Annotated in this window: 26 protein-coding genes; 13 read left to right on the top strand and 13 right to left on the bottom strand. The window is 65.3% G+C overall.

Features of this window, described 5'->3' with window-relative positions; all coding sequences use genetic code 11:
- Positions 1-9: 9 nt before the first annotated feature.
- From DFO58_RS01095 to DFO58_RS01075, 5 genes are all read left to right on the top strand, one after another.
- Positions 10-1,023 carry a bifunctional GNAT family N-acetyltransferase/GrpB family protein gene (locus tag DFO58_RS01095; protein WP_120989110.1) on the top strand — a complete coding sequence of 338 codons (1,014 nt, stop codon included), beginning with the start codon at positions 10-12 and terminating at the stop codon, positions 1,021-1,023.
- 116 nt (positions 1,024-1,139) lie between these two features.
- On the top strand, positions 1,140-1,586 hold the full coding sequence (gene paaI / locus DFO58_RS01090; RefSeq protein WP_047119792.1) for a hydroxyphenylacetyl-CoA thioesterase PaaI: 447 nt from the start codon (positions 1,140-1,142) through the stop codon (positions 1,584-1,586).
- A 33-nt stretch (positions 1,587-1,619) separates the two neighbouring features.
- The gene (locus DFO58_RS01085) at positions 1,620-2,939 is read left to right on the top strand and encodes an AMP-binding protein (RefSeq protein ID WP_120989109.1); all 1,320 of its coding nucleotides are present in this window, start codon (positions 1,620-1,622) and stop codon (positions 2,937-2,939) included.
- A gap of 32 nt (positions 2,940-2,971) precedes the next feature.
- Positions 2,972-3,601, top strand: coding sequence for a TetR/AcrR family transcriptional regulator (locus tag DFO58_RS01080; protein ID WP_053798574.1), 630 nt, complete (start codon positions 2,972-2,974; stop codon positions 3,599-3,601).
- Positions 3,602-3,791: 190 nt separating this feature from the next.
- Positions 3,792-4,517, top strand: a complete 726-nt coding sequence (locus DFO58_RS01075) for a nicotinamide mononucleotide transporter (protein WP_183043075.1) — start codon at positions 3,792-3,794, stop codon at positions 4,515-4,517.
- Positions 4,518-4,601: 84 nt separating this feature from the next.
- Here DFO58_RS01075 and paaZ read toward each other — a convergent pair whose 3' ends face one another.
- Positions 4,602-6,725, bottom strand: a complete 2,124-nt coding sequence (gene paaZ / locus DFO58_RS01070; protein ID WP_120989108.1) for a phenylacetic acid degradation bifunctional protein PaaZ — start codon at positions 6,723-6,725, stop codon at positions 4,602-4,604.
- Between the two features lie 91 nt (positions 6,726-6,816).
- Here paaZ and DFO58_RS01065 point away from each other — a divergent pair, with 91 nt between their 5' ends.
- The gene (locus DFO58_RS01065) at positions 6,817-7,245 is read left to right on the top strand and encodes a hotdog fold thioesterase (protein ID WP_047119797.1); all 429 of its coding nucleotides are present in this window, start codon (positions 6,817-6,819) and stop codon (positions 7,243-7,245) included.
- A 229-nt stretch (positions 7,246-7,474) separates the two neighbouring features.
- Here DFO58_RS01065 and DFO58_RS01060 read toward each other — a convergent pair whose 3' ends face one another.
- The 4 genes from DFO58_RS01060 to DFO58_RS01045 all read right to left on the bottom strand — a co-directional run bounded on the left by DFO58_RS01060 (position 7,475) and on the right by DFO58_RS01045 (position 9,495).
- Entirely contained in the window at positions 7,475-7,681 is a 207-nt protein-coding gene (locus tag DFO58_RS01060; protein ID WP_047119798.1) for a hypothetical protein, read from the bottom strand.
- Positions 7,682-7,693: 12 nt separating this feature from the next.
- Positions 7,694-8,263: a hypothetical protein gene (locus DFO58_RS01055; RefSeq protein ID WP_120989107.1), complete on the bottom strand. Its 570-nt coding sequence runs from the start codon at positions 8,261-8,263 to the stop codon at positions 7,694-7,696.
- A 103-nt stretch (positions 8,264-8,366) separates the two neighbouring features.
- On the bottom strand, positions 8,367-8,735 hold the full coding sequence (locus tag DFO58_RS01050) for a VOC family protein (RefSeq protein WP_047119800.1): 369 nt from the start codon (positions 8,733-8,735) through the stop codon (positions 8,367-8,369).
- Between the two features lie 31 nt (positions 8,736-8,766).
- The gene (locus DFO58_RS01045) at positions 8,767-9,495 is read right to left on the bottom strand and encodes a tyrosine-protein phosphatase (RefSeq protein ID WP_183043074.1); all 729 of its coding nucleotides are present in this window, start codon (positions 9,493-9,495) and stop codon (positions 8,767-8,769) included.
- A 137-nt stretch (positions 9,496-9,632) separates the two neighbouring features.
- On the opposite strand from DFO58_RS01045, the gene DFO58_RS01040 reads away from it, so the two are divergent.
- Positions 9,633-10,538 (top strand): RIO1 family regulatory kinase/ATPase, encoded by a 906-nt coding sequence (locus tag DFO58_RS01040; protein WP_052772453.1) that lies wholly within the window; start codon positions 9,633-9,635, stop codon positions 10,536-10,538.
- An 81-nt stretch (positions 10,539-10,619) separates the two neighbouring features.
- Here the strand turns inward: DFO58_RS01040 and DFO58_RS01035 are convergent, their stop codons facing one another.
- Entirely contained in the window at positions 10,620-11,234 is a 615-nt protein-coding gene (locus DFO58_RS01035; RefSeq protein WP_120989105.1) for a GPR1/FUN34/YaaH family transporter, read from the bottom strand.
- Positions 11,235-11,358: 124 nt separating this feature from the next.
- On the opposite strand from DFO58_RS01035, the gene DFO58_RS01030 reads away from it, so the two are divergent.
- Positions 11,359-12,216: a LuxR C-terminal-related transcriptional regulator gene (locus DFO58_RS01030; RefSeq protein WP_120989104.1), complete on the top strand. Its 858-nt coding sequence runs from the start codon at positions 11,359-11,361 to the stop codon at positions 12,214-12,216.
- A gap of 70 nt (positions 12,217-12,286) precedes the next feature.
- Here the strand turns inward: DFO58_RS01030 and DFO58_RS01025 are convergent, their stop codons facing one another.
- Genes DFO58_RS01025 through DFO58_RS01015 form a run of 3 tightly spaced genes read right to left on the bottom strand, consistent with a single transcriptional unit; the run spans position 12,287 to position 15,184 of the window.
- The gene (locus DFO58_RS01025; RefSeq protein WP_047119802.1) at positions 12,287-13,159 is read right to left on the bottom strand and encodes a 3-hydroxyacyl-CoA dehydrogenase family protein; all 873 of its coding nucleotides are present in this window, start codon (positions 13,157-13,159) and stop codon (positions 12,287-12,289) included.
- Between the two features lie 2 nt (positions 13,160-13,161).
- Positions 13,162-13,956, bottom strand: a complete 795-nt coding sequence (locus DFO58_RS01020) for an enoyl-CoA hydratase/isomerase family protein (RefSeq protein ID WP_120989103.1) — start codon at positions 13,954-13,956, stop codon at positions 13,162-13,164.
- Between the two features lie 4 nt (positions 13,957-13,960).
- The gene (locus DFO58_RS01015; protein ID WP_047119804.1) at positions 13,961-15,184 is read right to left on the bottom strand and encodes a thiolase family protein; all 1,224 of its coding nucleotides are present in this window, start codon (positions 15,182-15,184) and stop codon (positions 13,961-13,963) included.
- A gap of 337 nt (positions 15,185-15,521) precedes the next feature.
- Here DFO58_RS01015 and DFO58_RS01010 point away from each other — a divergent pair, with 337 nt between their 5' ends.
- The 4 genes from DFO58_RS01010 (at position 15,522) to DFO58_RS00995 (ending at position 20,205) form a co-directional block, all read left to right on the top strand.
- A complete protein-coding gene (locus tag DFO58_RS01010; protein ID WP_286163395.1) occupies positions 15,522-16,952 on the top strand; it encodes an MFS transporter in 1,431 nt (476 codons plus the stop codon).
- 143 nt (positions 16,953-17,095) lie between these two features.
- Entirely contained in the window at positions 17,096-18,058 is a 963-nt protein-coding gene (locus tag DFO58_RS01005; RefSeq protein ID WP_047120868.1) for a 1,4-dihydroxy-2-naphthoyl-CoA synthase, read from the top strand.
- A 53-nt stretch (positions 18,059-18,111) separates the two neighbouring features.
- A complete protein-coding gene (locus DFO58_RS01000; protein ID WP_053798584.1) occupies positions 18,112-19,239 on the top strand; it encodes an AMP-binding protein in 1,128 nt (375 codons plus the stop codon).
- A 78-nt stretch (positions 19,240-19,317) separates the two neighbouring features.
- Positions 19,318-20,205, top strand: coding sequence for a 1,4-dihydroxy-2-naphthoate polyprenyltransferase (locus DFO58_RS00995; RefSeq protein ID WP_120989102.1), 888 nt, complete (start codon positions 19,318-19,320; stop codon positions 20,203-20,205).
- A gap of 90 nt (positions 20,206-20,295) precedes the next feature.
- Here DFO58_RS00995 and DFO58_RS00990 read toward each other — a convergent pair whose 3' ends face one another.
- Complete coding sequence (locus DFO58_RS00990; RefSeq protein WP_047119807.1) at positions 20,296-20,586, bottom strand: DUF4229 domain-containing protein; 291 nt, start codon at positions 20,584-20,586, stop codon at positions 20,296-20,298.
- Between the two features lie 78 nt (positions 20,587-20,664).
- Here DFO58_RS00990 and DFO58_RS00985 point away from each other — a divergent pair, with 78 nt between their 5' ends.
- Positions 20,665-21,090 (top strand): PLD nuclease N-terminal domain-containing protein, encoded by a 426-nt coding sequence (locus tag DFO58_RS00985; RefSeq protein ID WP_052772455.1) that lies wholly within the window; start codon positions 20,665-20,667, stop codon positions 21,088-21,090.
- 362 nt (positions 21,091-21,452) lie between these two features.
- On the opposite strand, the gene ccsB is transcribed toward DFO58_RS00985, so the two are convergent.
- The 3 genes from ccsB to DFO58_RS00970 are packed head-to-tail and all read right to left on the bottom strand — an operon-like array spanning position 21,453 to position 24,890.
- Positions 21,453-22,514, bottom strand: coding sequence for a c-type cytochrome biogenesis protein CcsB (gene ccsB / locus DFO58_RS00980; RefSeq protein ID WP_047119808.1), 1,062 nt, complete (start codon positions 22,512-22,514; stop codon positions 21,453-21,455).
- Positions 22,507-24,135 (bottom strand): cytochrome c biogenesis protein ResB, encoded by a 1,629-nt coding sequence (locus DFO58_RS00975; protein WP_047119809.1) that lies wholly within the window; start codon positions 24,133-24,135, stop codon positions 22,507-22,509. Before DFO58_RS00975 ends, ccsB begins: the two co-directional genes overlap by 8 nt.
- Entirely contained in the window at positions 24,135-24,890 is a 756-nt protein-coding gene (locus DFO58_RS00970; RefSeq protein ID WP_047119810.1) for a cytochrome c biogenesis protein CcdA, read from the bottom strand. The genes DFO58_RS00975 and DFO58_RS00970 overlap by 1 nt, the downstream gene beginning before the upstream one ends.

Below are 24,890 nucleotides of genomic sequence, written 5' to 3'. Positions count from 1 at the left end.
AAGACTGCCATGCGCCACATCCAGATCTCCGAGTACCGCCAGGATCCCGCCGTGCGCGAGCTGCTGGCGCTGGCCGCCGACCCGGTGGACGAGCCGGCCCTGCAGGAACTGATCGATGACTGCCGGCAGCTGCAGGTCCTGGCAGCCTTCGGCGCGGACGGCGGCCCGGTGGCGCTGGCAGCCTACCGGCTGGGCGACGAATACAGCCTGTGCATCGAGTACCTCGCCGTGCTCGGGACGCACCAGCGCCGGGGCCTGGCCTCGGCACTGGTGAGCCGGCTGCAGGAACTGCACGGCCGCTGCATCTGGGCCACCACCGACGCGGATGCGGTGGACTTCTACCGCGCGCTGGGCTTCCTCATCAGCGACAGCGCTGCGGATCCACGCTGGCCTGCGGCGCGCAGGCACCTGTGCACGCTGCCCTACGCTCCGCTGCTCGGCCTGCAGCCGACCTCGGACCCGGGCTACGAGGATGTCGATGGCGCACCCTCGCGCGGACTCATCGAGCTGGCCCCGGCGGATCCGCGCTGGCGTGGGGACTTCGAGAAGATCCGCGCGGCGCTGTCCGCAGCGCTGGGGTCCAGCGCCCTGGCCATCGAGCACACCGGCTCCACCTCGGTGCCGGGATTGCCGGCCAAGCCGCTGATCGACGTGGCCCTGCTGGTTCCCGATGCCGATGATGAAGGGCGGTACGTCCCGCAGCTGCGCGCGGCGGGCATGGTCTTCTGGCACCGGGAACCTGGCTGGTACAAGCACCGCATGTTCAAGCCCGGGGCCGGCACCGGGCTGGCGGCCGGCAACATCCATGTCTTCAGTCCCGGCAGCCCGGAGTTCCTGCGTATGGTCCTCTTCCGCGACCACCTGCGCGGCCACCGCGCGGACCGCGAGGCCTACGCCGCGGCCAAACGCGAGGCGGCCAGCCAGCTGGCGGCGACGCACGGGGCACAGGGGCTGGTGATGGACTACAACCGGATCAAGGAGCCTTTCATCCTTGACCTGCACCGACGGATTTTCGGCAGCTAAGACTTTTCCCCGCGATAGCCAGCCATTCGCAGACGATTCACCACCAGAACTTGACTTGCCTCACATTTTGTTATTACCTAATGATCGTTCGGTAAATAATTCGGCGAAGGAAGTCCATGAGCGAAACACAGGTCGAGAAACCTCTTCCGCACGCAATTCTCGAGAATGACTATGCCACGCAGTGGATGGGCATCGAGGTTGTCGAGGTCTCCGACGGCAAGGCCGTCATCACCATGGAGCTGAAGCGGGAGATGCTCAACGGCTTCGGCATCGCCCACGGCGGAATGATCTTCGCCCTTGCCGATACCGCCTTCGCACTGAGCTGCAACCCTCCCGAGGGGTCGGAGGACACGATCACAGTCGCCTCCGGAGTGGACATCAATTTCCTCAAGCCGGGCATCCCCGGACGCTTGTTGACCGCATCAGCACGCCGGGTCTCCCAGCAGGGCCGCAGCGGACTCTACGACATCACCGTCACCCAGCCGGGCCGCGACGGAGCCACCGAAACGGTGGCCGAGTTCCGCGGACGCTCACGAACCGTCCCGAAGCCCAAGAGCCGCTAGCCCTTTCCGCCACCACCACACGAAAGTACGAGCATGTCACAGAATATCGATCGCGACAGCCTGCCGAATCCGCTGGATGCAGAAGAGACCATGAGCCGTGATCAGATCGAATCGATCCAGCTCACCCGCCTGAAGGAAACCCTGCACCTGGCCTACGACAAGGTGCCGTACTACAAGGAAAAGTACGACGCAGCCGGTGTGCACCCGAACGACCTGAAGGAACTGGATGATCTGAAGATTTTCCCGTTCACCGAGAAGGAAGACCTGCGCAAGACCTACCCGTTCGGCATGTTCGCCGTGCCGCAGCACGAGGTCGCCCGCATCCACGCTTCCTCGGGCACCACAGGCCGCGCGACCGTGGTCGGCTACACCCAGCAGGACCTGGACGACTGGGCCAAGCTCGGTGCCCGCTGCCTGCGCCTGTCCGGCGTCAAGCCGGGCTGGAAGGTGCATAACGCCTACGGCTACGGCCTGTTCACCGGTGGCATGGGCGCCCACGCCGCGGCCGAGCGCCTGGGCACCACCGTGATCCCGATGTCCGGCGGCCAGACCGAGAAGCAGATCACCCTGATCAAGGACTTCGCCCCGGATGCCATCCTGTGCACCCCGACCTACCTGCTGACCATTGGCGACGCCATGCAGCGCCAGGGCCTCGACCCGCGCGACACCTCGCTGAAGGTCGCCGTGCTCGGCGCCGAGCCGTGGACCGAGGAAATGCGCCACGAGCTGGAAGAGATGTTCGGCATCGACGCCTGCGACATCTACGGCCTGTCCGAGGTCATGGGCCCAGGCGTGGCCGGCGAATCACGCGAGCGCAAGGACGGCAGCCACATCTGGGAGGACCATTTCCGCCCGGAGATCCTGGACGCCTACGACCCGACGAAGGTGCTGCCGGACGGCGAGCACGGCGAGCTGGTCTTCACCTCGCTGACCAAGCAGGCGCTGCCGATCATCCGCTACCGCACCCACGACCTGACCCGTCTGATGCCGGGCACCGCGCGTCCGGGCCACCGCCGCATGGGCCGCATCACCGGCCGCAGCGACGACATGATCATCCTGCGCGGCGTGAACCTGTTCCCGAGCCAGATCGAGGAACTGATCTTGAAGGTGCCGGCCCTCTCCGCGCATTTCCAGCTCGTGCTCACCCGTCCTGACCGCATGGACCAGCTGGCCGTCAAGGTCGAGCGCCGTTCGGATGCCTCGGCCGAGGACGCGGCCGACGCCGCCAAGACCCTGGCCAAGCTGATCAAGATCCATGTGGGTTCCTCCTGCGCCATCGACGTGGTGGATCCGGAGACTCTTGAACGCTCCATGGGCAAGCTCAAGCGCATTTACGACCTGCGCAACAACTAGCCGTCACGGAGACGTGAAATAATCGAGGAATTATGCAGACAACCCCAGCAGTGACCCCACCGGTCAAACGCGGCCGTCCCGGTTACGATCAGGAAACCGTGCTCCAGACCGCCGTCGAGGCGTTCAACGAGTACGGCTACGATGCAACCTCGATGGGCAAGCTCGCTGACCGGCTGGGCATCAGCAAGTCGGCGATCTACCACCACGTCCCCTCCAAGGAGGATCTGCTGCGCCTGGCGCTGGACGAGGCGCTGATCCCGCTGGAATCCATGATCGAGCAGGTGCACGGGCATGAGGGAAACGCCGACGAGCGCCTGGAATTCTTCCTGCGCTCCACGGTGCGCATCCTGATCGCCAAGCGTTCCTACGTGACCTTGCTGCTGCGCCTGCGCGGGAACACGGAGCTTGAGCGCGCCGCGCTGCAGCGCCGACGCCAGATGGACCGCGAACTCTCGCAGTTGGTGACCTTGGCGCAGCGCGAGGGTCAGCTGCGCGAGGACCTGGAGCCTCGCGCCACCGCCCGCCTGCTGTTCGGCATGATCAACTCGGTGGTGGATTGGTACCGCCTGGACGGCGTGATCGATGCGGTGACCTTGGAGAACCAGGCGATTTCGCTGCTGTTCAACGGCCTGCATGCGCTGCCCAAGGACCAGACCTCCTGAACCCCGGCGCTATCGGCCCCGGTTCGCCCTGCGGGGCGGGCCGGGGCCTTTGCCGTGCATCGAGGTGCACCGGGTTCCTGCGGACCGGACTGGCTGCCGCGCTTGTGTTCCTCACAGGATTCACAGCTAGCATCGTAGGGGTGCGTTTTGCGCCCGCGCAGCCGTATACAACTCAACACAAAGAAGCATCGTGGAATCAATTATTGATAGTCTCTTCCAGCTGTCCTTGAGCACCAGCTCTGGCGTGCAGATCCTGCTGTTTGCGATCAGCGCCCTGTTCGTGGTCATCGCCGCGTTGCTGCTGGCGCACCGCAACGACCTGGGCTGGTGGGCCCTGATCATGGCGGTATTCTCCGGACCGATCATCAGTGCCATGAAGTACGACCTGTACGCGCTGTTCTACGGCGTCCCGCTGCTTCTGCTGGCGATCTTCGGACTGTGGCGCTTCTCCCGATTCGAGCTCAAGGGCAAGTTCATCCGCATGGTGACCCGCACCCAGCTCACCGTGACCTCAGTGGTCGGCCTGCTGGCCGGCATCATCCTGCTGGTGGCCCTGCACTTCAACGTCTTCCTGTTCAACGGCAGCTACCTGAGCGCCACCCCGGAAGTCTGGGCCATGTACGTTTCCGACGCAGTGATCTTCGCGTCCTTCGTGCTGATCGCCCGCGGCGTGCGCAGTGGCTGGCTGCTGCTGGCCGCCGGCGCGATCTCCTATGTCGTGGTGTATTTCCTGGTCAGCCCGATGCTGGGCATGTTGGGCCTGTACGTGTTCACCGCCCTGGCGGCACTGTACGGCTGGTATCAGTGGCGCGCGCTGCCCGAGGCCTCGCAGCCGGAACCGACCCAGGAAGAGATCGCCCTGGAAGCAGCCGCCAAGGCCGCCTTGGACAAGCTGAACTCCGCAGACGACAAGTAAATACTTCCCGGAACAACACCACGCCGGCCTTCGAGAATTCTCGAAGGCCGGCGTGGTGTTTAAGGCGCTACCGCGGAGCGGGGCTCAGCCCTGCCAGTTGGCGTAGGTGGAATCGGTCTTCTCCACCAGGGTCAGCACGTCGTAGGTGGCCACGATCTCGTCGTTCTGGTTGTGAAGCACGGCGTCCCAGGCGACCTCTCCGTACTCGTCGGTCACGCGCGGGGTGATCTTCTTGGCGGTCAGGGTCACGCGGATCGAGTCCCCGGCACCGACCGGGGTGATGAAGCGCAGGCTCTCCAAGCCGTAGTTGGCCAGCACGGGTCCCGGAGCGGGCTCCACGAACAGCCCCGCGGCCCAGGAGACCAGCAAGTAGCCGTGGGCCACGATGCCCGGGAAGAACGGGTTGGCTTCGGCGGCCTTCGCGTCGGTGTGCGCGTAGAAGGTATCGCCGGTTTCATTCGCGAACGCGGTGATTTCCTCGAGGCTCACCTCGCGCAGGTCCGAAACGAAGCCGTCGCCGATCTTCAGCTCGGCCAGCGACTTGCGGAACGGGTGCACGTTCGAGGCCTGACCGCCGAACTTCTCGCAGCCGGCCAGCGACTGGGCCGCGCCGGTGTGCCACACGCCGGTCAGGGCAGTGAGCATGTTCGGGGAGCCCTGCACCGCGGTGCGCTGCATGTGGTGCTTGACCGAACGCACGCCGCCCAGTTCCTCGCCGCCGCCGGCGCGGCCCGGGCCGCCGTGGACCAGGTGCGGCACCGGCGAGCCGTGGCCCGTGGTGCTGCGCGCGGTTTCGCGGTTCAGGATGTGCACGCGGCCGTGGTGGCCTGCAATGCCCAGCGAGAGCTGGCGCATGGCTTCGGCGTCATTGGTGCAGACGGTGGCGACCAGCGAGCCGGCGCCCAGCGCGGCCAGGGCCACAGCCTCGTCCACGGTGTCGTAGCCGACCACGGAGCTGACCGGGCCGAAGGCTTCGCGGGAGTGCAGGATCGGGTTGCGGGCGTCCTCCCAGCGCAGCACCATCGGGGCCATGAAGGCGCCCTGCTCGGCCACTGCGTCGGTGTCCGGGGCCACGCGGACCTTTGGCGCGTCCAGCGCGCCGTAGGCCAGCTCGCCGCCGGCGGCCAGCATATCCTCGACCGCGGCGCGCACGTCGCGTAGCTGGTCAAGGGAGGCCAGCGCGCCCATGGTCACGCCTTCGACGCGCGGGTCGCCGACGACCACGCGCTCGTCGATGCGCTTGCCGATGGCTGCGATGACCGCGTCCACCTGGCCGGCCGGAACGATGTTGCGGCGGATGGCGGTGCACTTCTGGCCAGCCTTGGTAGTCATCTCGTTGACGACGACCTCGATGAAGGCGTCGAACTCCGGGGTGCCTTCCACTGCGTCAGGGCCAAGGATGGCGGCGTTCAGCGAGTCGGTCTCGGCGCTGAAGCGTACGCCACCGTCGATGACGTTCGGATGGGCCTTCAGCTTGCTGGCGGTGGCCGCCGAGCCGGTGAAGGCGAACATGTCGCGGTAGTCCAGGTGGTCCATCAGGTCGCGGGCCGAGCCGGAGAGCAGCTGCAGCGAGCCGTCCGGCAGCAGGCCGGAGTCGAGCATCAGGCGCACCACGGCTTCGGTCAGGTAGCCGGTCGGGGTGGCCGGCTTGACGATGGTCGGCACGCCGGCGATGAAGGCCGGGGCGAACTTCTCCAGCATTCCCCAGACCGGGAAGTTGAAGGCGTTGACCTGGACCACGACACCGGTCAGCGCGGTGTAGATGTGGGTGCCCAGGAACGAGCCGTCCTTGCTCAACGGCTCGGTCGGGCCGTCGAGGATGACATTGCTGTTGGGCAGTTCGCGGCGGCCCTTGCCGGAGAAGGTGAACAGCACGCCGATGCCGCCATCGATGTCCACCATGGAGTCGATTTTGGTGGCGCCGGTCTTGTAGGAGATCTCGTAGAGGTCCTTGCGGTGCTCGTTGAGGTAGAGCGCCAGCTCCTTGAGCTTCAGCGCGCGCTCGTGCAGCGAGAGCTTGGCCAGCTCGCGCTGGCCGGTGGTGCGGCCGTAGGCTACGGCACCGGCAACATCAAGGCGTTCCTTGGTGACGGTGGCGAGCAGCTCACCGGTGTTGGCATCGAGTACTTCGGTGCCTCCCTCGGCTGCTGGGGTCTGCCATTGACCGGCAATGAAACTTGGGACTACACCAATCTGGGCTGTCGTCATCGACGCAATTCCTTCCTGAACGGTCGGTCAGTATTAGTGTTAACCATAACAGCAATGACGTGATCGACGACACCCGTAAAGGACCGCAAAAATGACCGACATGCAGCACCAGGCCCGGAACCTCGAACCATGGACGATTGAGCTGGGCGAATTGGACCACAAGATGGGTGTGCGCATCATCGAGGAATCTGTGGACAAGGTGGTGGCCACCATGCCGGTGGAGGGCAACACCCAGTCGTTCGGCCTGCTGCACGGCGGCGCCTCGCTGGCCGTGGGTGAAGCGGTGGGCTCCTGGGCCGCCGTGAAATTCGCCTCGACCTTCGGCAAGGTCGTGGTGGGAGTCGACGTCAACGCGACGCACCACCGCTCGGCCACCGAAGGGCTGGTCACCATCACGGCCACGCCGATCAAGCTGGGCCGGCGCATGACCAGCCACGAAGTGCTCATCACCGACGAGCAGCAGCGCCGCATCTGCACCCTGCGCATCACCAACCTGGTGGTGGACAAGCCCAAGCACTAGGCTCCTGCGCTCGGTTTACGCCGAGACAAGGAAAGAACGGCTGGCTACTCCGGGAAACGGAATCCCACGAATAAGCGGGCTCGCCATCGGCGGGCCCGCTTTCAGATGAAATCCGCATGGAGTCCCAACACCTCAAGTTTTCCGAAGAGCAACAAGATCACCTAGGAATGGCGCGGAATATTTCCGCGGAGACTCTGGATGTCATCCCTTCTGCAAACCGCGGTGGAAACTACCCATCCACAACTCGGCCGAGGTGCTCGGGCAAGCGAATTTGGGAAAGCTCAATGACTGACTCGGACGTCTTGCGACCCAATCGGCGATCAAGCGCAACCTTAAGCTTGGCTGCTTCGATTTCCTCGCCCAGCACCCTGAAGACTTCTTCGGCGTTATTGGGGTCGTAAGTCCGCGCCCTAGGTGCGGTTGCCGGCTCCGACATGTTTTCCTCCTTTCACTCTTGGTCCCCATTGTCCCGCTCGGTTGATTTCTGGTCTACAGTTTCTTCCGACGCGGGATCCCCACCCCCGAGAAAACCAAACCTATTGGCATCCTGCAAAAGTAGCTGAATCTTGGATTCAACCAAACCCGTGTTGCCACCCTTCCAAACGGCATCAAGCAATATCTTGTCTGAATCGCTGGTAAGGGGACTGTCTACAAGTTGCTCCAGTACTTCCTTCCCGAACTTTTTCATCGAAGGGTCCCGAGATGTGCTGGCTTCCAGCGCCCATTGGGTTCGCCGCCACCATTCGGAGCGGGACTCATTGGCATTGGACGAGGCGAGAACTTTTCGTTGATGCGCAAGATTCAGCAAAGCAACCACCGCAACTACGGCCGCAGCAAGGAATGCGGCCCACGGAGCCAAGGCTTGCACGACAGTCCAGAAATTCGGCCCACCCGGTTCAAGTGCTTCCAAAGCGTCCACGCCTCTGTCAGCGATATCTCTCCAGAATGCCTCGTCGTCTTGGCCCAGAGACACGACCAGATCATCACCGCCGCGCGGGATTGAGTCACCAATGCCCATTTCCCGTGCTCCTTTTCTTTACGATCATCCGCCGGTCAGCGAAGCTGATGGATCGAAATAGTGCCATTGATCGTGCTGGATCAAGGCCATGGGTGCCACGTTCCTATGCGGAGGCCCAAACTCCCAGCTCGTTTCCGGAAGGATCGGTGAAATGCAGCCGGCGGCCTCCGGGGAACGGATAGGCAGGCTGGTCGATCCAGCCTCCGGCGGCCTCGATGGCGCGCGCCGTGGCGTCCAGGTTTTCGGAATACAGCAGCACGAAGGGCCCGCCGACGGGCCGCGGCTTGTCGGCCAACAGCAGTCCCCCGGACTCCTCCGCAGTAGCTTCCGGCATGAGGATGCCGGCGTATTGGTCGCCGTAGTCGACGAACTTCCAGCCGAAGGCGGCCGCGTAGAAGTCCTTGGCCGCCTGCAGGTCGGTGACGGTCAGTTCAACATAGTTCAAGGCATGATGCCGCAGCTTTCCATCCATGCCCCGAGCCTACAGTTCGATTGCGGCTCTGTCATGGGTTTTCGCGACGTGCCAGCTGTCGCAATGCAGCCAAGCTGCTTTCGCCCACGCCCTGCCCGCGCAAGTAGTCCTCGGCATAGCCGAGCCAGTCGAGGAACTTCTCCAGTTCGGCGGCGCGGCCGCGGATGATCGAGTCCAGCTCGCCGTCCGCCTGGTGGGACTCATAGGGGTGCTTGCGCGGCGAGACCCGATGCCATTCGTTGATGCCGCGCACCGCCGCTTCGTCGTGGGCCAGGATCTCGTCGCGCCGCCCGGCCAAATCCAGCAGCAGCGTTGCCACAAGTCCGGAGCGGTCCCGTCCGGCGGAACAGTGGATCACCGCGCCGCTACGCGTTGCGGCCAGGTTCTCGAAGACCGAGGCCAGATGCCCGCCGAATTCCTCGCAGACCAGCCGGAACATTCCGGTGTGGTTCATGTACGGCACCGCGATCGCCTCGAAGCGCTTGTTGCCCGGGGATTCCAGCGGGAGATTGAACAGCTCGATGCCCTGCATGCTCAACTCATCCACCACCGGGTCGTGCTCGCGGCGGCTGATCTCCCCCGGGTTGCGCAGGTCGATCACCCGGTCGATGCAGTCCGCCTGCAGCTGCCGCCAGCCTTGGGCGGTGAGCCATTCGTGGCGGCCCATGCGGTAGAAGACTCCGCAGATGTGGCGGGCATTGATCGCGCCGTCCCAGTGGACGTCCATCGACTGCTTGCGGTACTCGGGGGCGTGGCTCATGAGTCCATTGCAACACATTCGCCATCTGCTGTAGGGTATTAGTCATTGGCAAATGCCAATGAGTCTATCTAAGGAGGGGTACCGATGAATGTCCGTGACCTTGCTATGCCATCTCCCCTTCTCACCAAGGACTCATTGTGTCTCATTACCCCGGCGGCAACACCGCCTTTTCTCCCCTAGCGCGCAACGGCTACGACGAGGCCGACACCCAGCTGAAAACCCGCCGCGGCCAGCCGACCTGGGACGAAACCACCCAGGACGATCTAATCGAGGGCCAGCGCTACTCCACCTGGCCATCCATCGAAAAGGGCTGTCGCGGACCGCAGCCCTACCCCTCGTGGCTCATCGAGGACGCCGCGGCCTTGGATACCGAGCTCGGAATCCTCAAGACCGGCAAGGAAGGCGATGTCTTCCTCGTGGAGCGGGCCACCGAAACACGCAGCACGCTGCTGGCGGCCAAACGCTACCGCGGCCGGGAGCACCTGCAGTTCAGCCGTTCGCAGGCCTACAGCGAGGGCCGCTCCGCCCGGCGCTCGCGCGATAACCGCGCGGTGAAAAACAACTCCAGCTACGGCCGCGAGGTGGCGGCCCTGCAGTGGGCGAGCGCCGAGTGGTCCTATCTGCGGCGCTGCCACGAAGCGGGGATCCCGGTCCCCTATCCCGTGCAGATCGACGGCACTGAAATCCTCATGGAATTCATTGCGGACCCGGAGATCCCCCGGGCCGCCGCGCCCCGGCTGCAGCAGATCTCCCGCAACGATCCTCGGCTTCCGGCCCTCTGGGACCAGCTGGCCGACGCCATGGAGAAGTTCGCCGCGCTGGGCATCGCGCACGGCGACCTGTCGGCCTACAACCTGCTGGTTGCGGGCGCCCGGCTGGTGGTCATCGATGTGCCGCAATGCGTGGATCTGGCCGGCAACGTGCAGGGCCTGGATTACCTGCACCGCGACTGCGTCAACATGTGCGACTGGTTTACCGCCAAGGGCCTGCCGCGCGACGCCGAGGCGCTTTTCACCTCGCTGCTGGCCAGCATGTTCGCTTAGCCCTAGACGGACGGCAGCCCGCCGACCCGGGATCCTCCGGGTCGGCGGACTGTCGTCGTTTGCGCTCTGCTCAGCTGCGGGCTACTTGGCCCACATCGGCAGCACCTCGCGCTTCCAAGTGGCGTTGGTGACGACGGCGCAGGAACCGTACGCGGCCAATGCCGCGGTGACCAGGCCCAGCCAGCCGCCGAGCTCGTGGATCAGCTGGTTGCCGGTGAACGCGCCGATGGTCAGCGCGACGAAGGCGGTGCACAGCACGGTGAACACGGTAACCAGGACCCCATTGGTTTTCAGCGAGGCGATGGTCATGTAGATGGTGAAGAGGGTCCACCCCAGCAGGTAGACGCCCATGCCGACGGATCCCACGGCGGCGGCGATTTCAGGGTTGCTCTCGATCCACCAGAAGCCCATCCAGAACATTCCGTAGGAGGTGAAGGCGGTGGCCCCGAAGACGTTGCCCTTGAAGAATTCAATGACGCCGGCAATGATCTGTGCAATGCCGCCGTAGAAGAACGCCAGCGCCAGGACCGCGAAACCGGCCTCGGGAATCAGCCCGGCATTGGCCAGGCTCAGCACGAAGGTGGTCATGGCGAAGGCGCCCAGGCCGAGGGCCGCCGGATCGGCAATAGCGGTCCTGGCGGCTGGCTGTTCGCGCAGCGGCAACTCCAGGTCCGGGCGGGTCAGGGTTGCAGTCATGGGGCACACTCCGATGCGTAGTTGTACGGAATAATCGTCGGGCGGTGACCTGCGTCACCAACTCTCCTGCAGGTATCCTAGGGAGGCAGTGAGACGCGTCACTACCATCTAAAGGAGGTAGCAGTTGACCACCGATTCCTTGCCCCAGGTGGCCCTGCTGGAGCGTACGCTGAACACCCTGGCCGCCCGCACCGGCTTCCCCGTGGCCTTCGGCGGCTTCGCGGAATCCGGCGGCACGGTGCTGACAAGTTTCGCCGGCACCCGCACCGGCGCGTTGCGCGGATTGGTGATCCAGCCCGGACAGGGGCTGGGCGGGCTTGCCCTGGCCCGCCGGGAGCTGACGGCCACCGGGGCTTACCACCAGTCCCCCGACATCATCCACAGCTACGACCGGGAGATCGGAGTGGAAGGGATCATCACCCTGCTGGCGATCCCCGTGGTGGTCGACAACCAAGTGCGCGCATTGATCTACGCCGGGCTGCGCGACCGTTCCCAGCTCACGGATGAAACGCTGGCCGCCGCGGCCGGCGAGGCGCGGCGCCTGGCCTGGGAACTGTCGGTCCACGAGGAGACCGAACGTCGTCTGGCGGTGCTGTCCGCCTCGGAGGCCCACGCCACCCACGCCTCGGATCTGGCGTTGAGCCAGGAGGACCTGACAGTGCTGTACACCGAGCTGCGCGACATCGCCCGGCTGATCGAGGATCCGGAATTGGCGCAGCGATTGAGCACCGCGGGATCCATGCTGCGCGCCAGGCAGCCGCGCGAGGTCGCCGGTTCACGCGGCGCGGGCCCGCTGTCGACCCGGGAGCTGGATGTCCTCACCCACTTGGCGCTGGGCAAGCGCAACGCGCTGATCGGTGCGCACCTTGACCTGGCCGAGAGCACGGTCAAGAGCTATATCGCCTCGGTGATGCGCAAGCTGGAGGCGGCCAACCGCTTCGATTTGGTGCTGCGGGCCCGAAGCCGCGGCCTGATTCCCTGAAACGCCCGCCGGATATGCGAAAAGGGCCGCTTGCGCAGCCCTTTCCATCGGTTGTCGTGCTCTTGGGTTCCTACCAGGTGTAGAAGCCCTGTCCGGTCTTGCGGCCCAGCTTGCCCTCGGCCACCAGGTCCTTGAGGATCTGCGGCGGAGCGAAGCGGTCGCCAAGGGTTTCGTGAAGGTATTCGGCAATGCCCAGGCGCACATCCAAGCCCACGATGTCGGTGGTCTTCAGCGGGCCAGTCGGGTGCTTGTAACCCAGCACCATCGCGTTGTCGATGTCCTCGGCGCTGGCCACGCCCTCTTCGACCATGCGCATGGCTTCCAGCGCGATGGCCACGCCCAGGCGGGAGGAGGCGAAGCCCGGGGCGTCGTTGACCACCACTGCGGTCTTGCCCAGCGCGGAGACCCAGCCGCGCGAGGCGTCAACCAGCTGCGGGTTGGTCTGCTTGCCGATGACGACCTCGATCAGCGTGGACGCCGGGACCGGGTTGAAGAAGTGCAGGCCCAGGAAGTTCTGCGGGCGCGCCAGTTTCTCGGCCATGCCGGACACGGACAGCGAGGAGGTGTTGGAGGCCAGCACGGCGTCCTGGGACAGCTCGGCTTCCACCGCCTGCAGCGAGGAGATCTTCAGGTCCCAGATTTCCGGGACGGCTTCGATGACCAGCTGTGCCGAGGCGAAGTCGGCGTAGTTGGTGCTCACGGCGAAGCGCGCCAGCAGCTGCTCGCGGGTTTCGCTGACCGCGCCGCGGGCGATGGATTTGTCCACGGACTCCACCACGCGCTCGTAGGCGCCCTTGGCGGATTCCTCGTCGCGCTCAACCACGGTCACGGCGCTGCCGCTGACCAAAAAGCCGTGGGCGATGCCAGCGCCCATGCGCCCGCCGCCGAGCACGCCCATGGTGGCAGGCAGTGCGCCGTCGATAAAGTTTGTCGCTTCACTCATGCTTACTTCTTCTTTCGGTCTAGGAATGCCTGCATGCGGTCGAACTTGGCATGGGACTCGAAGAGCATGCCCTGGGCCAGGTTGTCGATGATTGGGTGCACCTCGCGCGGGGTGTGGAAGACCGACTTGCTGATGCGCACTGCCAGCGGGTCCTGCGCGGCGATGCGGTCGGCCAGCGCGTCGGCGGCGGCGTCCAGCTCGGCGGCCGGGTGCAGCTCGGTGATCAGCTGGACTTCCAGGCACTGCGCTCCGGTGAGCACCTTGCCGGCCAGCAGGATCTCCTTGGCCAGCGGCTCGCCGACCAGTTCCTTCAGGCGCCAGGTCGCGCCGGCGGCGGCCATGATGCCCAAGTTGGTTTCAGGGTTGCCCATGCGCAGATCCTCGGTGCCGATGCGGAAGTCTGCCGCGTAGGCCAGTTCCGCGCCGCCGCCCAGGGCGAAGCCGTCAAGCGCGGCCACCACGGGCATCGGCAGCTTGGCGATGCGGTCGAAGATGCCGGAGTTGATGCCTGCCAGCGCGTCGTCGCGGCGGCGCTCGCGCAGCTGCGCGATGTCGGCGCCGGAGGCGAATATGCCCTTGGAGCCGCGCGGTTTTTCCTCGGTCGGCGCGGTGCCGGGGGTGCCGGCCAGGATCATGATCTTCGGGGTGCGCTCAAGGTAGGCGCAGACCGCGTGCAGTTCGTCGACCATGACCTGGTCGATCGCGTTGCGGACCTCGGGGCGGTGCAGGCGCACCCACACGCGGTCATCGGTCTCGGTGATCTGCAAGGTGGTGAAGTCTTCGGGAGTCAGGCTCATGGAGTTAGACGCCCTCCACCAGCAGGGCGGTGCCCTGGCCGACTCCCACGCACATGGTGGCCACCCCGAGCTTGCGCTGCGCTCCGGCCAGTTCGCGCTCCATGCGGCCCAGCAGGGTGATCACGATGCGCGAGCCAGAGGAGCCCAGCGGGTGGCCCAGGGCGATGGCGCCGCCGTCGCGGTTCACGATGGACGGGTCCACGCCCAGCTCGTTCATGCTGGCCAGCGACTGGCTGGCGAAGGCCTCGTTGATCTCCATGGCGCCGATGTCCGAGATGGACAGGCCCGCGCGGGAAAGCACCTTGTTGGTGGCCGGGACCGGGCCCATGCCCATGATCTCCTGTGCCAGGCCGGCGGCCTGGCCGTCGACGATGCGGGCGCGCGGGGTCAGCCCGTACTTCTGGATGGCACGTTCGGAAACCACCAGGATGGCCGAAGCGCCGTCGTTCAGGGTCGAGGCGTTGCCGGCGGTGACCACCGAGCCGCCCTTGACGACCGGGCGCAGACCGGCCAGCACCTCGGCGGTGGTGCCCGGGCGCGGGCCCTCGTCGGTGTCGACGATCGTGTCGCTCTTGCGGCCCTTGACGGTCACCGGGACGATCTCGTCCTTGAAGCGTCCGGCCTCGATGGCGGCGATGGACTTGGCGTGCGATTCCACCGCGAACTGGTCGGCGTCCTCGCGGGAGATGTTGTAGACGCGGGCGACTTCCTCGGCCGTCTCCGGCATGGAGTAGGTGGCCTTGCCGTCGCGGGAAAGCTCCCCGGACAGGAAGGCGGGGTTGGTGAAGCGCCAGCCGATGGAGGTGTCGAAGGTGGCGCCCGGCTTGGCGAAGGCCTTGGCAGGCTTCTCCATGACCCATGGGGCGCGGGACATGGATTCCACGCCGCCGGCTACCACGATGTCCGCGGCGCCGGACTTGACCATGTGGCTTGCCATGGTGATGGCGCTCATGCCAGAGGCACATAGGCGGTTCACGGTGATGCCCGGAACCGTGTTCGGCAGGCCGGCCAGCAGCCATGCCATGCGGGCCACGTTGCGGTTTTCTTCGCCGGCGCCGTTGGCGTTGCCGAAGATGACTTCGTCAACCAGCTCCGGATCGATGCCTGCGTCGTCGATGACGCGGCGGATCGTCAACGCCGCTAGGTCGTCCGGACGCACGCTGCTCAGCGCTCCGCCGTACCGTCCAACTGGGGTACGTGCTCCGCCTACGAGAAATGCCTCGGCCATGATTGCTCCTTGCGACAAAAAGTAGTGATGCTCAGCACTCTAACTTACCGACCATTCGTTCAATAATACAAGCTCGGCTCGACACAAACTGTACGTGAAACCCGCGGCTGTTTAGGAGCTCCGTCTGTTGATCACGTGATACCCGATCGAATATGTCCGTGGGGAGTTCCAATGAATTCCATGTCAAACATTGAATTTCGATTGATGACGGCGTAGCCTCGGTCACTTGACCGACTCCGGGCCTGCCCGGATCGTGGACCGTAACCGGGACGGCAAAGTTTTCCATTGCCAGCCCGGGCATCCGGTCGACGGAAAGCTGAGACGCATCGGAGCAGTTGTGCAACCGGAAAACAGCCAACCACAAGACAATTCGAATACCGCCTCCTTCTCCCCGGACCTGACCCAGGACATCGGCCCGGACATGTCCACCGTGGAAGGCCGGCAGGAAGTCCGCAAGGCCACCGCCGCCTCGGCCATGGGCAACATGACCGAATGGTTCGACTACGGCGTCTACGCGGTCGCCGTCACTTATATCACCACCCATTTCTTCCCCACCGAGGGCGGCACCGTGATGGCGCTGGCCACCTTCGCCCTGTCCTTCCTGGTTCGCCCCTTGGGCGGATTCGTCTGGGGCCCGCTGGGCGACAAGCTCGGACGCAAGAAGATCCTGGCCCTGACGATCCTCATGATGTCCGGCGCGACGTTCCTGATCGGCGTGCTGCCGACCTATCAAATGGTCGGCGTGCTGGCCCCGGTGCTGCTGGTGCTGCTGCGCATGATCCAGGGCTTCTCCACCGGCGGCGAATACGGCGGCGCGGCGACCTTCATGGCCGAATACGCCCCTGACCGCAAACGCGGATTCTTCGGCTCCTTCCTTGAATTCGGCACCCTGGGCGGTTTCGCGCTGGGTACCGCGGTCATGCTGTTCCTGCAGCTGGGCCTTGGCGAGGAAGCCATGATGGCCTACGGCTGGCGCATCCCGTTCTTCCTGGCGCTTCCCATGGGCCTGATCGGCCTGTACCTGCGAAGCAAGCTGGAGGACACCCCGGTCTTTCAGGAGCTGGAGGAATCCGGCGAAAACCAGCAGGGCGGCTCGCTGAAGGAACTGCTCACCACCTACTGGCGCCCCATCCTGACCATGGGCGGACTGGTCATCGCGCTGAACGTCGTGAACTACACGTTGCTCAGCTACATGCCGACCTACCTGGAAACCCAGCTGGGCCTGGATTCCACCGCTTCGCTGGCGACCATCCTGATCGGCGAGGTGGCCATGATGGCGGTCATCCCCTTCGCCGGATCGCTCTCTGACAAGATCGGGCGAAAACCCATGTGGTACACCTCGGTGATCGGATTGTTCGTCCTGGCGCTGCCGATGTTCTGGCTCATGGGCCAGTCCTTCGCCTGGGCCATCGTGGGCTTCGCGGTGCTGGGCCTGCTCTACATCCCGCAGCTGGCCACCATCACCGCGACGTTCCCGGCGATGTTCCCCTCGCATGTGCGCTTCGCCGGCTTCGCCATCACCTACAACGTGGCCACCGCGATCTTCGGCGGCACCGCGGCCATGGTCAACGAGGCGGCCATCAACTCCACCGGCTTCCTGCTGTTCCCCGCCGTGTACATGATGGCCTCCTGCGTGATCGGCGTGATCGCCGTCAAGTTCATGCCGGAGACCGCCGGCGCCTCGCTGCGTGGCACCGAGATCCCTGATGCCCACGACACCGGCATCCTGGCCACGGTCCCTCCGGCGGGCGACAGCCCGCGTTCCTAGCGCCTGAGCCAATGTCCCGGCCACGGCGGCGGTGCTTCCCATTGGGGAAGCGCCGCCGCCGTTGTTTGCGCCGAACGGGCAACAAAGCCGGCCCGGCGGCCGAAGTGCTGAAGAACGCGCGGCAAACGGCTAGCATTTACAGGGTGAGTAGCCAGAATAATTCCGCATTGCCCCGCAAGGTTTCCGATATCTTCGACCCGACCCGGTGGCGGGTCATCGAGGGATTCGACTTCACCGACATCACCTACCACCGCCAGGTCGAGCGCGACGCCTCCGGTGCGATCCTGCGCGACCTGCCCACCGTGCGCATCGCCTTCGACCGGCCCGAGGTGCGCAACGCGTTCCGCCCGCATACCGTGGACGAGCTCTACCGCGCCATGGACCACGCGCGCATGACCGGGGACGTGGCCACCGTGCTGCTCACCGGCAACGGCCCCTCCCCCAAGGACGGCGGCCACGCCTTCTGCTCGGGCGGCGACCAGCGCATCCGCGGGCGCGACGGCTACCGCTACGCCGAGGGCGAGACCCGCGAGACCATCGACCCGGCCCGCGCCGGCCGCCTGCACATCCTGGAGGTGCAGCGCCTGATGCGCACCATGCCAAAGGTCGTGGTGTGCGTGGTCAACGGCTGGGCCGCCGGCGGAGGGCACTCGCTGCACGTGGTCTCCGATCTGACCATCGCCTCCAAGCAGCACGGCAAGTTCAAGCAGACCGACGCGACCGTGGGCTCCTTCGACGCCGGCTACGGCTCGGCGCTGCTGGCCCGCCAGGTCGGGCAGAAGACCGCCCGCGAAATCTTCTTCCTGGCCCGCGAATACTCGGCCGACGACATGGTGCGCATGGGCGCTGTCAACGAGTCGGTGGAGCATGAGCGCCTCGAGGAAGTGGCCCTGGAATACGCGGCGGACATCGCCGCCCAGTCCCCGCAGGCCATCCGCATGCTCAAGTTCGCCTTCAACCTGGCCGACGACGGCCTGGCCGGCCAGCAGGTCTTCGCCGGCGAGGCCACCCGCATGGCCTACATGACCGACGAAGCGGTGGAGGGGCGCGACGCGTTCCTGGGCAAGCGCGACCCTGACTGGTCCAACTACCCGTACTACTTCTAGCCGCGCACCGCACCACCACCGATCCACCCATCGACCCGAGCTAGGAGACGGCTTTGGACGCACCCCATCTGGCACTGTTGGAGGCGCTGGCCGCCGCCGTGAACGAGGACGGCCCGGCCGTGGAGGTCGTGGCGGATCCCGGCGCCCCGGAGGGCTGGGTCCTGAACCGGCTGGATCGCTCCGAGCTCGCGGGCTTCGAGGAGCCGATGGTGGTGGTACGCACCTCCGGGTCCACCGGGCGCGCCAAGCGCACGGTGCTCAGCGTCTCGGCGATGGCCTCCAGCGCGCAGGCCACCGCCGAGTTCCTGGGCTTCGAGGGCCAATGGCTGCTGGCCCTGCCGGTGCACTACGTCGCCGGGCTCAGCGTGCTCACCCGCTCGCTGTTCGCCGGCACCAAGCCGGTTCTCATGAAGCAGAACGGCAGCTTCTCCGCCGAGGAGTTCACCGCGGCGGCCGAGCAGATGGTGGACACCCGCCGGCTGACCTCGCTGGTCCCCACCCAGCTGGCCCGGCTGCTGGACCACCCCAGCGAGCGGACCGCCGCCGCGCTCAAGCGCTTCGACGCGATCCTGCTGGGCGGGGCGCGCGCCAGCAAGGACCTGCTGGCCAGCGCCCGGCACCACGGGCTGAAGATCTTCCAGACCTACGGCTCGGCGGAGACCTCCGGCGGCCTGGTCTACAACGGCACCGCCCTGCCCGGGGTGAAGCTGCGCGAGCAGGACGGGCGCATCCTGGTTTCCGGCCCCATGCTGGCCGACGGCTACGCCAACGACCCGCAGGCCACCGCCGAGCACTTCGTGGAGCACGACGGGCAGCGCTGGTACCTGACCGACGACCTGGGCAGCGTGGACGGCTCCCGGCTGCGCATCGCCGGACGCATCGACGACGTGATCAACACCGGAGGCGTGAAACTCTCCGCGGCGAAGATCGAGGGACTGCTGGAGGAGTTCTTCACCCAGGCCCTCGTGGTAGCAGTTCCGGACGCGCAGTGGGGCCAAGCCGTGGGGCTTGCCTACTCCGGGCCCACCCGGACCGAGGACGCCTTCGAAGCGGTGCGCCGCACCCTGGGCAAGGAAGCGGTGCCGAAATACGTGCTGCACTACCCGCAGGGGCTGCCGTTGCTGGCCAACGGCAAGTTCGACCGCCGGCTGGTCGTGACCCGGCTGGCCGAGGCCCGCTAGCCGCCCGATTCGCCTTGCCCGCCGATTCGCGGGAAACTAGAGGGTACGGATTTTTGTGTTCGCCCGAAAGGACTGAAAGTGGCCACACTTTCCCAATGGGTTGCCGGCGCGCGCCTGCGCACCCTTCCCATCGTCATTGCCCCGGTCGTCATCGGAACCGCCGCAGCAGTGGGCGAAACCGGTCTCTTCCACTGGTTCCGCTTCCTTTTGGCGCTGTGCGTCGGGCTGCTGCTGCAGATCGGCGTGAACTATTCCAACGACTACTCGGACGGCATCCGCGGCACGGACGACGAGCGCGTCGGGCCGCTGCGCCTGACCGGCTCGAAGCTGACCGATCCGAAGAACGTGCGCAACGCCGCGTTCACCTGCTTCGGCCTGGCCGCCGTGCTGGGCCTGGTCCTGGTGATCCTCTCCCAAGCCTGGCCGCTGCTGCTGATCGGCGTGGCGGCGATCTTCGCCGCTTGGGGCTACACCGGCGGCAAGAACCCCTACGGCTACCGAGGCTGGGGCGATGTCTACGTGTTCATCTTCTTCGGCCTGGTGGCCACCTTGGGCACCACCTTCACCCAGAGCGGCACGTTGACCCTGACGGCGCTGCTCGGCGCGGTGGGCACCGGCCTGATCGGCTGCGCGCTGCTGATGGCCAACAACGTGCGCGACATCCCCACGGACACCGAGGTCGGCAAGATCACCCTCGCCGTGCGCCTGGGCGAGCACAACGCCCGGCTGAGCTACGTGCTGATGCTCGCCGTGGCGATCCTGCTGCCGCTGCTGGTCACCGGAACCTTCCCGTGGATGTGGCTGATCCTGGTCACGTTCCTGCCGGCGGTGGCCCCGAGCCTGACCATGCTGCGCCAAGCCGAGCTGTCCAAGCTGGTCATCGTGCTCAAGCAGACCGGCATCGTGAACATGGTCTATGCGGTGCTCTTCGCCGGCGCCATCCTGGTCCCCATGTGGCTGCGCTGAGCCCGGCACACCACACTTAAAACCCAACGCCCCATCCGCCAGCATGCTGGCGGATGGGGCGTTGGGTTTCCCCGGCGGTCAGGTACCGGGTTACGCGCTGGGATCCTGCGGGCGGCGCTGGGATTCGTCGTAGGAATCCTCGGCGGCCTCGTCCGCCAGCTGCTTTTCGGACTTGCTGGCGGTCGTCTTGTTGAACGCCTTGCCCACGTCCTGGTTCGCACGCAGGCGCAGGTCGTTGAAGAACAGGTAGGACACCGCGAAGGCGATGGCCAGGCCCACGAGGCCCGCCACAAATATCGGCCATTTCAGGCCCCACCAGAGGCCAAGGAAAACGACCAGGAAAATTCCCAGTCGAAGCACGGTATATTTCAGAAGCTGCATAGCTTAAAGTCTACCGATGAACCTGTGAAGAGAGTTTGCCGATGAACCAGCGGGGAAAAAAGTCACTAGACTGGAGTCATGGTCCGCTTCATTATTTTCGCCGCATTGATTTCGGTAGCGCTGATGATCTACACGGTCATCGAATGCGCTCGGTCCGAGGCACATCAGGTGCGCTCGCTGCCCAAGCCTGCCTGGTTTGCAGTGATCGTCTTCCTTCCGCTGATCGGAGCCGCTTTGTGGTTCACCCTGGGCCGCCCGCTGAGTGCCGAGACGAGCACCGCCCAAACCTCGCGGGCCCCGGACGATGACGAGGACTTCCTGCGCCAGCTGGAGGTGTGGCGCCGCCAGCAGCAGCGTGATGCCGAGCTGACCGCACGTGAGGAAGAACTCAAGCGCCGCGAGGCAGATCAGCAGAAGAACCAGTCCACGGAGCGTCCTTCCAAGGAAACCAAGGACCATAAGAACAAGTCCGACGGAAACGGCACCGCCGCTCCCGAAAGCTAGCGGAAAACGCTGCACAACCTGCAGCCGACAGCCCTTCAACCCTCGCCAGATCACAGCTGGCGGGGGTCTTGTTTTGCCTTGGCCAGGGCGGGCCGGACAATGCGCTCCGCACCTCGTGCTCAAAGCTTCAATGGGCCACGGAGGGAAAGCCTTCGTTCCGGTTCGCGCCAGCGGGCATGCGGCAGTTGGATTGCTGGCGCTCCCGCGGATCCGCAGACAGCGTCCTGGAACTTCCAGAGGCACTGTCCAACGCATGTCAGGCCCTGGGAAGCCGTGGAAGCCCCGTCAAGGCGCATAAAACAGGGATCCGGCGGCCCACCAGTTGGCGGGCCGCCGGATCCCTGTTGACGCCTTTGCGCTGTTTAGACGCCAGCGTAGGAGTGCAGGCCGTTGAAGAAGATGTTCACGATGGTGAAGTTGAAGACCACGCACAGGAAGCCGATGATCGACAGCCATGCAGAGCGCGGGCCGGTCCAGCCGCCGGTGGCGCGGGCGTGCAGGTAGCCTGCGTAGACAACCCAGATCACGAACGACCAGACTTCCTTCGGGTCCCAGCCCCAGTAGCGGCCCCAGGCGGCTTCAGCCCAGATCGCGCCGGCGATCACGGTGAAGGTCCACATGGCGAAGCCGATGGTGTTCAGGCGGTAGGCGAAGTTCTCCAGCGCGCCGGCGCCCGGCACCACGCGCATGAACGGCATCTTGTCCGGCTGGCCGTCGGCAATGCGCTTCATGCGGGAGTGCTGCATCAGCTGCAGGACGTTCATGGCGAAGCTGATGGCGAACAGGGCCGAGGCGAAGACCGCGATGGACACGTGGATGACGATCCACGGCGACTGCAGGGCAGGCACCAAGTGGCCGACCGGGGTCGGGAAGCCGATGGTGGCGCCGCAGAGCATCAGGGTCACCAAACCTGAGATGAACGCACCCATGAAACGCAGGTCCTTGAAGAACAGCGCGACGAGGTACACCACGGAAACCACCAGCGCGCCGGTGGACATGAACTCGTACATGTTGCCCCACGGCACGCGGTTCGCGGCGAACGCGCGGGCGAAGACGGCGAAGCCGTGCAGCGCGACGGCCAGGCACATCAGGACCACGGCGATGCGTGCCATCTTGCGGTTCGACGAGAGCTTGGTGTACTCCATCTTGTCAGTCACGATGTGCTCGCCGACGTTGTCCGCGCGGACCTCCTGGCCACGGCGGCCGCGGGCCGGACGGGTCACCGCGCCGGCGGAGACCAGGAGCTTCTCGTCTTCCTTCAGCGCCGCGGCGTCCATCTCGCTGATGGACTTGTTGGTCTTGGCCAGGTCCAGCGCGAAGAAGATGAAGACGACCATGTAGACCATGGCTGCCAGCAGCATGAACAGCTGGCTGTAAACGCCCAGCGTTTCATTGATTGGCTCAAGTGCAGCGTTGCTACCCATTTACGGCTCCTAGGTCCTGTTCCTGGCTTGCCAGCGGCCAAGCCTTGTCAAAGATTTTCTGCAATTCATCGGATTCACGTTCAAGCCTCGGATCCTCGCCACGGGCCAAGAGCGCGTATTCGATACTACGCCTGCCGTCCTCGTTGCGGAGCTTCACCCAGACGCGGCGGCGCGGAGTGAACATCGAGATGATCAAGCCCAGCAGCGCCAAGCCGGAGAAGATCGCGATCGGCATCTTGCCCGGATCGTAGTTCACGTCCAGGGCAATATAGCGCTTGAGGTCGTCGAAGGTGATGCTGCCCATGTTGTTGGGCAGCTCGTAGGTGTCTCCCGCACCGAGCACGATGCCGCCGGCATCGAGATTTCGGTTGTTCAGCTCCGTCATCTTTTCGGTGTCCAGCACGTACACGTTCTGCGGCTCGCCCGAGTCAAGTCCCAGGTCGCCGTAGTAGGAGTTCAGCTGGAGCTGCGGGTTGATGGCGTTCGGGTCTCCGGAGAATGCCACGTTGTCCTCGCCGACCAGGGCGGTCGGCAGCAGGAAGCCCTGGAAGCCCAGCTGCTCGGGCTTGGCGTCGGGGACCTTGATGACCATCAGCGAGGTGTATACGGAGTCCTGAGGGACGGCTACCAGCGGGCCCGAGTAGGACACGTTGCCGTCGCCGTCGCGCACGGTGACCACCGGCGCATAGCCGTTGCCCACGAGATAGACGTCCGCGCCGTCGATGCGCAGCGGGTGGTTGACCTTCAGCTCCTGCTTGACCGGTTCGGCGTCGGGATTCTCGCGGACTTGGACATGCGCGGTGAAGTCCAGCGGCTGGCCGAAGTAGTCCTTCGAATCGCGGTCGAAGATGATGTCGAACTTGTCCAGCTTCACCGAGTAGCCTTGGAGGTCGTCGGCGGAGAAATTGCTGCCGGGGCTGAAGGAGTCGTAGGAGACCAGCGAGTTCACGAAGGTCTCGCCTTCGACAACCACGCGCTGGCCTCCGTAGCCGTAGGCCTGGCCGAGGCCGGCGGACGCGAGGATGCCCAGCAGCGAGATGTGGAAGAGCAGGTTGCCGATCTCACGGGTGTAGCCGCGTTCGGCGGCGACCGAGCGGCCGGTCGCGTCTTCACGGCGTTCCACGCGGTAGCCGCGCTTCTTCAGGATCTTGTAGGCGTCGTCGATCAGCTCGTCGTCGGTAGGCGTATCCGGCTGGCCCTCCATGACGTCCATGGAATGGTACTGCGGCAGCCGCTGCAGCCGGGCAGGGGTGCGCGGAGGCGGGGTGCGCAGGGCCTTGGCATGCTTCTTGATGCGCGGGGTGATGCAGCCGACCAGCGAGATGAACAGCAAGATGTAGATGGCTGAGAACCAGGCCGAGGAGTACACCTCGAACATCTGGAAGCGGTCAAGCCACGGGCCGGCTACCGGGTGCTGGTCCAGGTACTGTGCGACGAGTTCGGGGTTGACCGAACGCTGGGGGAAAATCGATCCCGGCACGGCGGCGACCGCCAGCATCAGCAACAGGAACAGCGCCGTCGGCATCGACGTCAGCTGCGTCCAAATCCACCGCAGGGATCCGACAAGGCCAAGGGCCGGGGCGTCGCCCCGGTTCTTGGCCTTCTGCTTGTTCTTCGCCATTAGATTGGCAACCTCACTTCATTGGCAAACCAGTTTTGCAGTTCAGTTACCCAGGTGCCCCACAAGCCGGTAACCATGACAAGACCCAAAAGAATCAGGAGTCCACCGCCCAGCCGCATGATCAGCAGCTGGTGGCGGCGGAAGAAGTTCAACGCCTGCATGCCGCGCTGCAGACCCAGCGCGATCAGGATGAACGGCAGCCCCAGGCCCAGGCAGTAGAACGCGGTCAGCAGCGTTCCGCGCCCGACGTTCGCATCCACGCCGGTGGACATGATCAGCACGGCGCTCAGGGTCGGGCCGATGCACGGAGCCCAGCCCAGCCCGAAGGTCAGGCCCAGCACCGGTGCGCCCCACAGGCCTGCCGGCGGCTTCCGGTGGATCTTGCGGTCGCGTTGCATGAAGGAGAATCCGCCCATGAACACGACGCCCATGAACATCACCACCAGACCCAGGACCTGGGTGACCCAGCCGCCGTTGAAGCGAAGCCATGCGGTCGCTTGGCTGAACAGCACTCCCACGGCAATGAACACCACCGAGAAGCCCAAGACGAACAGCAGCACGCCTGCCAGCACGCGTCCGCGGCGGTGGTCCTTTAGATCGGCGCCGGTCAGTCCGGTGACATAGCCCAGGTACCCGGGCACCAGCGGAAGCACGCAGGGCGAAAGGAAGGAGACCAGACCGGCCAGCAGCGCTACCGGCGCAGCCAGCAGCAGCGAACCGTCCAGAACGATGTCCGCGAATGGATTAGAGGTCAA

Origin of the sequence: Arthrobacter sp. AG1021 (genome assembly GCF_003633665.1) — a bacterium.
Classification (GTDB): Bacteria; Actinomycetota; Actinomycetes; order Actinomycetales; family Micrococcaceae; genus Glutamicibacter; species Glutamicibacter soli.
Note: the sequence above shows the minus strand (reverse complement) of the source record. Positions and strands in the feature narration are given on the sequence as shown.